The 8,376-nt window shown below is 52.9% G+C and carries 7 protein-coding genes; 1 reads left to right on the forward strand and 6 read right to left on the reverse strand.

All coding sequences use genetic code 11. From position 1 onward, the window contains the following. Positions 1 to 244: 244 nt before the first annotated feature. From FBQ85_22270 to mutY, 5 genes are all read right to left on the reverse strand, one after another. Positions 245 to 694, reverse strand: a complete 450-nt coding sequence (locus FBQ85_22270; GenBank protein MDL1877866.1) for a hypothetical protein — start codon at positions 692 to 694, stop codon at positions 245 to 247. 507 nt (positions 695 to 1,201) lie between these two features. Beyond that, positions 1,202 to 2,917: a hypothetical protein gene (locus FBQ85_22275; GenBank protein ID MDL1877867.1), complete on the reverse strand. Its 1,716-nt coding sequence runs from the start codon at positions 2,915 to 2,917 to the stop codon at positions 1,202 to 1,204. A 111-nt stretch (positions 2,918 to 3,028) separates the two neighbouring features. After that, positions 3,029 to 3,793, reverse strand: a complete 765-nt coding sequence (locus FBQ85_22280) for a class I SAM-dependent methyltransferase (protein ID MDL1877868.1) — start codon at positions 3,791 to 3,793, stop codon at positions 3,029 to 3,031. Position 3,794: 1 nt separating this feature from the next. Next, positions 3,795 to 4,118 carry an ATP-dependent Clp protease adaptor ClpS gene (locus tag FBQ85_22285; protein MDL1877869.1) on the reverse strand — a complete coding sequence of 108 codons (324 nt, stop codon included), beginning with the start codon at positions 4,116 to 4,118 and terminating at the stop codon, positions 3,795 to 3,797. 101 nt (positions 4,119 to 4,219) lie between these two features. Next, positions 4,220 to 5,350 (reverse strand): A/G-specific adenine glycosylase, encoded by a 1,131-nt coding sequence (gene mutY / locus FBQ85_22290; protein MDL1877870.1) that lies wholly within the window; start codon positions 5,348 to 5,350, stop codon positions 4,220 to 4,222. 223 nt (positions 5,351 to 5,573) lie between these two features. Between mutY and greA the strand changes: the two genes are divergently transcribed. Beyond that, the gene (greA, locus tag FBQ85_22295) at positions 5,574 to 6,056 is read left to right on the forward strand and encodes a transcription elongation factor GreA (protein MDL1877871.1); all 483 of its coding nucleotides are present in this window, start codon (positions 5,574 to 5,576) and stop codon (positions 6,054 to 6,056) included. Positions 6,057 to 6,167: 111 nt separating this feature from the next. Here the strand turns inward: greA and FBQ85_22300 are convergent. Beyond that, on the reverse strand, positions 6,168 to 8,376 hold a 2,209-nt coding region (locus FBQ85_22300), incomplete at its 5' end, for a hypothetical protein (GenBank protein MDL1877872.1).

The following is an 8,376-nucleotide window of genomic DNA, read 5'->3' on the forward strand; positions in this document are numbered from 1 at the left end:
TTCGACAAGCTCAGGCTACGCGACAAGCTCAGGCTACGCGACAAGCTCAGGCTACGCGACAAGCTCAGGCTACGCGACAAGCTCAGGCTACGCGACAAGCTCAGGCCGCGCGAAAAGCTCAGACCGCGCGACAAACTCAGGTCGCGCAACTAGCTCGGCCTGCGACAAATCCAGGCTACGACGGCACATCAATGCGGCGAATAAATTTCCTCGCATCCTGCGAGGAAGAGAAAAACAACGACTTCTATAAATCGGCAAACTGATTTTCCAGCAGTGTCGCAATCTCAGCAAAAAACTCCACGCGGCGATCATCCGTGAACGTTTGCAGGTGTTCGCTTTGGCCGGCATCGAGAAATTGCTCGGCATTCGCCAGAAGCGTGGCGCCGAGAAAGGCTTGATAGCGCAGCCTCGGATTGCCGGCTGCGAATGACAGGCGCTGCAATTCGGCGATAAGTTTGGAGTAATCTTCCTGTGGCGCTTTGAGGCGCAGGATGATCGTGTGGAAAATCGCGGATTCAACCACGCCCTCGACCTCGGCGCGCAGGCAATTGTTATAATTGCGCAAAACCGTTGACAACTTTCTGGGCTCCTTTACCACGGATGCCGCGCTGCGTTGCGTCGCCTGGCCGTGCAAAGGAAAAAGTCCAAGAAGTACTATCGCCGCAAAAACAAACCGCCAATTATTTTTTTTCACTTCTTACTCCTGTAGCTGGTCCATATTATCCGGTAGATTTTTGGCAAAATAACTCATCGATGTTAAGTCAAAATTAAAATATCAATAATTAATTTAATTTATGTTTTGTCTATATTTTAAATATGATATAAATTACAACCAATTATCGAAATTATTTAATTAGACATCTTCCTTAGCAAACTACTTGCCAAATCTTTAAGAGCAAACGCAATTCTATTAAAAACAAAAATAGGAGTGTCAAAAAATATCTGGTTAGAATATGCCAATGGGTGCCACAGAAAGGCGCTTCCAGCGTCGAATTTCTGCATTAAATTCTGAAAAAATAAGCAAAAGTGGCAGGAGGAAATCTTTGTGGGATGGGTCGTTTTGTGGCACCCATTCAGAGAGGAAGGTGGCGCCGTCACCTCAAGCAGCCAATTTCTGGGTACGGGGGATTAAGTCGTGTTCGTCTGAAAGATTGCGTTATAGTTAACCGTCTTGGAGCAACCAGACAGCGTAGCGCCGATTTTATCGGCCAGCGCCAGAGCTGATTTGCAGCAGATAAGCAACTTCCTCGCCATTTCGTTGAAAAAATTTCTTCACGGTATCCACCGCACTTGCATGAAGGCGCAACGCTTCGTTAAAATCCTCTCGTGGCCAGGCTTGCAGCGTGTATTGCGGCGCATGAAACAGAAACCAATGTTGTTCATCAAAACGCGCCGCAAGCTGTTCGAGCGGCATGCGCCGGTGTGCATAGTAATTGCGCTCGGTTTTGATTTTTCCGGCGCTGAGCGAAAGCAGGTTTTGATTGAAACCCCAGTCCATGCACACCACGGTTTTGCCGGGATGTTCGCGCAGAAAATCAGCCATCGTGTAAATCGCATCACTCCAAACGCCTTTTCCGCCGGTTGTTAGAATAGCGCGATGATAAGTGAAAACCGGCCAGGCCGAGAGCAACAAAACAATAGCGACGCCAACCACTGCGATTGCGGTTTTCATGCGCAAAAAAACAGTCCCGAAACGGACGGCAACAAGTTTCGTGCGCGTGTTTGAAGAAAAGAAATCGAACATGTTCACGAGGGCGGCGGCTGCCAGCGCATGAAGAAACGGATAAAGCAACAGCAATTGCTGCCCGCTTAATTTCGTGGGCGTGAAGCAGGTTTGCACGAAAATCAGAAAGCTGAGCGCAAGCAAAAACACCAGGGCCGCATCAGCGGTTTGTTTTTTCAGTTTTCTTCGAATTTGTTGCAGCACAATCCCAATGAAGGCTGCGGGAATCAACCATGCCAGCGGCGAGGGGCCCCAATGCCAGGCCGTGGTTTGATACGCGCCGTTGCTGTCATACGATTGCGGCAAATAATGTCCGCCGAGCAAATCCGTCAGCATTTGACAGCGCAGCCAAAAGTTATCAAAGAATTGCAGATTATTCACGCCGCCCAATTCTGTTTTCTCAAAATTTTGCGCCATCGGCATGAATGTGCCGCCGCCAGTGGCGAGATTGAAGGCAAGAAAAATGGCTGCGCCGGCAACGGCCGCGGCCATTGCCCTGAAGAATGTACCTTTGTCGCGCCACAACGCGGCCATGCCCGCGGACGCTTCGCGCCATTTTACCAGGGCAACAGCCGGCGCCAACGCAAACACGATCCACAAGAAACTGGCGCGATCGCTGATACCCAATCCCAGCAAGAACAAACCGAGATACAGATAAAGATTTTTTTTATCCTGCCACCATTTGAGCAAAGCCCAGAATCCGCCCATTTTCAAAAGCATCATGGTGCCGATAGCTGCATAATCCTGGCGGCTGTAGAGCACGAAACTCGGGTCGCACGCCAACAGCAGGCAGGTTAAAAATGCCGGGCGATAATCGCGGAATAATCGGCGCAGGAAGAAAAATCCAAAAATGAGCGCGCCGCTGGCAAGCGCGAGGGAAATGCCGCGCACACTTTCAGGTGTCACACCGCACACGGCAAAAACCGGCAAGGCGAGATAAGTACGCAGAAAGCTGGTGTAGTAATTGAACATCAACGGAAAGGGCCGGCCCCAAAGATTGATCGTGGAGGGATCGATCGCAATCGGCTCGCCGCCAAGCTCGCCATAGAGCAAGCGCACGGCCGGCGGCACGTAATAAAGTTCATCGTATTGCAACCCGGGCAGCCGCAAGTTGGGCAAAGCCAGACCCAGCAAGACGAGAACCGGCAACGCCGGCAAGAGAATATTGTGAACAAAATTCGAGCGAGACATCATATGTCAAGCCGCGCTTTTGGCGTGGCTGCGATTAATCTGATTTGATCGATTTCTCAAACACTGTTCCGGCAACGACGAAATGCCGGCGTTCGTGAATCGCCGGAAAGCCGGTTATCCATTTGGTTTCCGCGCCACGCATAGCAGCGACAAGCCCGCAGGAAACGAGCAGCGCCGCAACCAAAATCGCTCGGAGGCAAAAATGGTTTTGAGCGCCGTATTGATTAGCGGACTTGACAACTCGAAATCCGAGCGCGGCGGGCGCGCTTTTGTGGGCACGAGTTTTTTCAGCACCCGCAGAAACGCAATCGGAGGAAAGAGCAAGCTGTTGTAGTAGGAAATACGATCGAGCTGAAGCCCGCTTGCCGCAATGAGATTTGCCAATTGTTTTTTGGTATAGCGCCGGCGATGATGATTGATTTCGTCGTGTTCACTCCATAAAAACATGAATGCCGGCACAGTGATCATCACCAGGCCGCCGGGCTTGAGCCAGCGCAGATAATGCGAGAGCATTCCGCTGTCATCATCAACATGCTCGATGACGTCGAAAAATGTCAGCACGTCATAACGCTTATCCCGCCATTGCGCATCATCGGCGAGAAATACGTCTTCACAACCGCGCTGGCGGCACAAAGCAATGGCTTCCGGCTCACTATCGATGCCATAAACCCGGCCAAAGCGCGCCAGCATCGGCAACATCGCGCCGGTGCCGCAGCCGACATCGATCAAGCAGCGTTGGGCGCCGGAGTGATTCTGTGAGTCAAGCGGGAGAGCCGCGAGGTGTTTATCCAACAGGGCAGCGACGATTTGATTGCGGGCTTGAAACCACCAATGGCTTTCCTGGATTTCGTTAAAGAGGTGGTAATGGCTTTGTTCCATTTTATCCTTCGATCTCTACGATAAGCTGGATTTCGCGCAACACGCCGGCCACCCGAAAGCATTCCGGAAATTCGCCGTCAAACGCGATGGCTTTGCCGCGAGTATGCGCTTCGAACGCGATTTTTTCAGCACGCTTAGCGCCGCAGCCCAGCGCCTTTTGCAACTGCACAATGACTTCGTCGAAGGTGTGAATATCGTCGTTGAACAGGATCACTTTCCACGGCTCGCCGATGCGCGAGCCGATGTCATCGTCAACAATGGTTTCTTCGTCTGCGTAGGGCGTCGTTAGTCCCAGCCGGATGTCAAGAGCCGGCGCTGCGAACATCGTCTTGTCGATGTTTTGCCAGTTCAGCGCTTGCGACAGATATGCGGCAGGCAAACGTCGTGCGCCAACGGTAAAAAAGTCTATTGGATTTGCCATACAACTCATACGCTTCCAGCTTCTTGCATTAACGCCGCGATGATGCGCCGATTCGCGGTTGAAAAAGCATAATTTTTTAGATCCTTTGGGTGTACCCATTTCCATTGCTGGCAGGTTAACGCTTGCGGCTCGCCGCTGATATAGTCGCAGTGATACACGTGCAGCGTCACACGAAAATGCGAATAGCCATGCTTAACTTGCAAAAAATTTTTGCCCATCACCGTTTCGATCGCCAGGCCCTCGCGCAATCGCAACGGCAATGCTTGCGCATGAGTTTCACCCGGGTTGACCCCGCCGCCGGGAAATTCCCATAAACCGCCCAGCAAACCCTCCGGTTTGCGCTGGTCGATAAGCAGGAGATTGTTTTTTCTCACCAGGCCGACGACAATATCGTAATGCGGCAGCACCGGCTTGCGGCGCCGCGCCGGAAGTTGCGCCGGATCACGCAATTGGTTATAGGCACAACAATATTTTTTTGCGGGGCATTCGCTGCATTTGGGGCGCTTGGGGGTACATATTAAAGCTCCCAATTCCATCAGCGCCTGATTCCACACACGCGCGCGCCCCGGATACAAAAAGGCCTGCGCCAGCTCACGAAAGAGTTGCTTGGCGCGATGATCTTTGGGCGGAAGCGCAATGCGAAACAGGCGGCTGAGCACGCGTTCGACATTGCCATCGACGACGGCATGATCGCGATTGAACGCGATGCTGGCGACGGCTGCCGCGGTGTACGGACCAATACCGGGAATCTGCAGCAATGCCTCATAGTGCCGCGGCAGCCGGCCACGCAAGTTTTCGTGAACATACTTTGCCGCGCGGTGCAAATTGCGCGCGCGCGCATAATAACCCATACCCTCCCACGCCTTCAGCACGTCATCGAGCGGCGCTGCGGCCAGGGTTTCAACCCGGGGAAAACGGCGCAAAAATGGCGCATAATACTCGAGCACTTTGGCGGTTTGGGTTTGCTGCAACATGACTTCCGAAACCCAGATGGCATATGACCCCCGCTGCTTGCGCCAGGGCAAAACACGATGCGCCGCGTGATACCACTGCAGAAGTTTGTTTTGTAACTCCCGCTGCCGGGGCCGGGGAATTCTGTTTAAATAAACGCCGGGATTAAAATTCTTGCGAGGCATTGTTGGATTTTTTTGCCGGAGAATTTACACGCAAGCGCTGATAATCGCAATCATAAATTTCGAAAATAAGTTGATACCCACCGCCTAATTTTGTATATTTTCGCGCCTTTAAAATTAGCGGGAATCAAACAGCCATTCCGCCTGCGCAGAATGGCTTTGCTGTATCTTCCAGCGCCATGCCAAAATCAGCAGCTTGTTTATATTTTGTTCGAGGAGTTTATTCATGAAGCAGTACTATTTTACCGAAGCCGGCTACGAAAAATTGCGCAAAGAAATCGAGCGCGTCGAAAAATATCTCAAAAACGACATCGCAAAGGAAATTGCAACTGCACGCGAGCACGGCGATCTGCGTGAAAACGCGGAATATGAGTCCGCCAAAAACAAGCAGGCGAACTTCATGGCCAAGCTCGGCATGCTGCAAGAACGCTTTCAAAACGCGCGCATCATCCGCAAAAATGATTTGCCGGATGGCATCGTCACGCTCGGCAAGATGGTGACGATCGTCGACAAAGCCTCGCAGGAGAAGGAGAATTACATCATTCTCGGCGACGGCGAAACCGACCTGGAAAAAAACATCATCAGCTACCAGTCTCCCATCGCGCAAGCCTTGATGAAGCACAAGGTGGGCGATTCGGTCGAAATCAAATTGCCGCGCCGCACCAAACACGTTGAAATCACCGAGATCACATTCTACGAAGACATGTGACCTGAGCGCTTTCAGGGTTTTCTCGCCCGATCGTTTTGAGAATCTTTTTTGAGCGCGCGCTCCCGCGACGCTCGAAAAAGATTCCCGCAAAGCAATATCCTCGCAGAAACGCTAATTCCTCCTGCCATTCTTCATAAACCTGCCTTCCTTTTCTTTTATCCAGGCCGTCAAATTCTTTGTAACCAAAGCCGCCAGAGAATTCCGTTTTTCATTGAACGGGCTCTCCGCATAAAAAATCTGCAGCGCGTCAATCCCGGCGCAGGGCCTGACAATGACGCATTCGGCCTCGGCGCCCACTCGAATGCCGTCGCTAATGCCGGTCACGTTGCCGGCAAAATTCTCCAACAACCGCCGCATCAACATCGCCTTCAGTTCGTTTGTGCAGGATAACAATTGCTGTTGGCGCAAAGTGGCATCGTCATTGCGCTGCGCCAGCACGGCCAATCCGGGCAAAAGATAAACAAGAGCCATTAAGGCATCAGGATAAGATTGCCAGGCAGAAATCGTAATGCTGCCCTGGCCATCAAAGCTCAGCCATGACGGTATTTTCTCCCGGCGAGCAAAATCTACAAAATTCGCCTTGACGCCCGGAACACGAATCATGCGCGGGTCTTCTTCGCGATTGCAGGTTGGCAACATCAGCCAATTAAACAGCAGCTTCACCTCGCCATTAACCTGTTGCCGCAACAACTCTGCAAGCGCGCCATCTGAGATCGTGGTGCGCATACCGGCATCGTTCTTGAAGAAAACCTTCAGCTTCTCGCCGGCGCTATCAATTTCAAAATGCCAACCCTCGGTTTCGACCGGTGATGCGACAACAACGTCTCCGCGCAGCGGATTAATACGGAGCGGCAATTGCAGACGCTCGACGAAACTTTGCAGCAAAGGCTCGATCTTCGCGTTGGCAAGACTGACAAACACAGGCGCAGGACAGTCAACCCGCCCGGGCGAAACGACATTCGCAAGCGCTTGCAGATAGTGTTCATAGGCATAGCGCTCGTCAACGGCTGTTACACTTCCCTGCCGGCCATGTTCAAGCAGCTCGACGAACTCCAAGGAACAGGTTTCGAGAGAGGTGAGATCTTCGCCGGAACCAGTCAGCAACGCAACACGCAGGAGATTCGTGTCATCTTCTTTGCCAACATATATGCCGCCAGCATGATTTTTTGAGAAAAGCAGATGCCGCGCGAGCGGCAATGTGCCCCGCTGCAAACAAGCAACGTCACAACCAGCGGCCGTCAGTCCGGCGATAAGCGGGGTAACCAACTCGCGCATATTTCCGGCATCAGCGGCGCAAAGTAAAATAGGCCTGTGTACCGCCTCGCTGTTGCTGGCAGCGGCAAGCGCTTGCCGTGAGCCGAATGCTTTGCCAAGCCACGTCATGAAATCGGCATTGAAACACATACCCATCACGCTGCCGCCGTCGACAAAGCCGCGCAAATAGCCGGTGGGCAACACGCGGCGCGTGGGAACAACTTGCCCCGACGAAACTCGTTGTTTGGGATTGACAACGCCGTGAGCCTGTATGATCGATTGCGCAGCGATTTCAGCGCCTTCACCGATCAAGCTGTTCGGCAACAAGCTCGCCGATTCGCCGATGCAGGCATGGTCCATGATGATGGCGGAATCAATGATGGCGCCGGCGAGCACGTTCACATTATCAAGCAGCACACTGCGCGTGATCTTGGCATTGGCCGCAATCCGGCATCCGCTTTTGATCACGGTTTCGGACAACAACGCGGTGCTGGCAATGCTATTGCTTTCGCCGTAGGCCAGAAACGTGCGTTCGTGGCGATGGCGCGCGGTTTCGTCGCGCGTCAAAAACGCGGCAGGAAGCTGGCCATCCAGAAATTCCAAATTGGCGACGCGCAAATCCTCCGGCGTGCCGACATCGCGCCAGTAGCCGGTGATGGGAAAGCCGTACAGCGGCGCGCCGGCAGCCGCGAGCTGCGGAAAAACGTGTTTCTCAAAATAAATTTGATGATCACTTTCAGGAATGTGATCCACCAATTCCGGTTCGATGAGATACACACCGGCATTTACCCAATCGCTGAACACTTCCGGCCAGGTGGGTTTTTCAAGAAATTGCCGGATGCGGCCGTCGGGCTGGCGGCGCACGATGCCATACGACAACGGCGCCGGTTGCGGATAAAGCGCGAGCGTCGCGAGGCTGCGCTTGCTGCGATGAAAATCGAGCATGGCGCGCACCGGCGCTTCCGCAAGAATGTCCGCGGCATGAACGAGGCAGGTTTCGCGCACATACTCGCGAATGCAGCGCACGCTGCCGGCTGTGCTCAAATCCTTTTCCAGTGCAACGTAT

It is taken from the genome of Cytophagia bacterium CHB2 (assembly GCA_030263535.1).
Taxonomy (GTDB): Bacteria; Zhuqueibacterota; Zhuqueibacteria; order Zhuqueibacterales; family Zhuqueibacteraceae; genus Coneutiohabitans.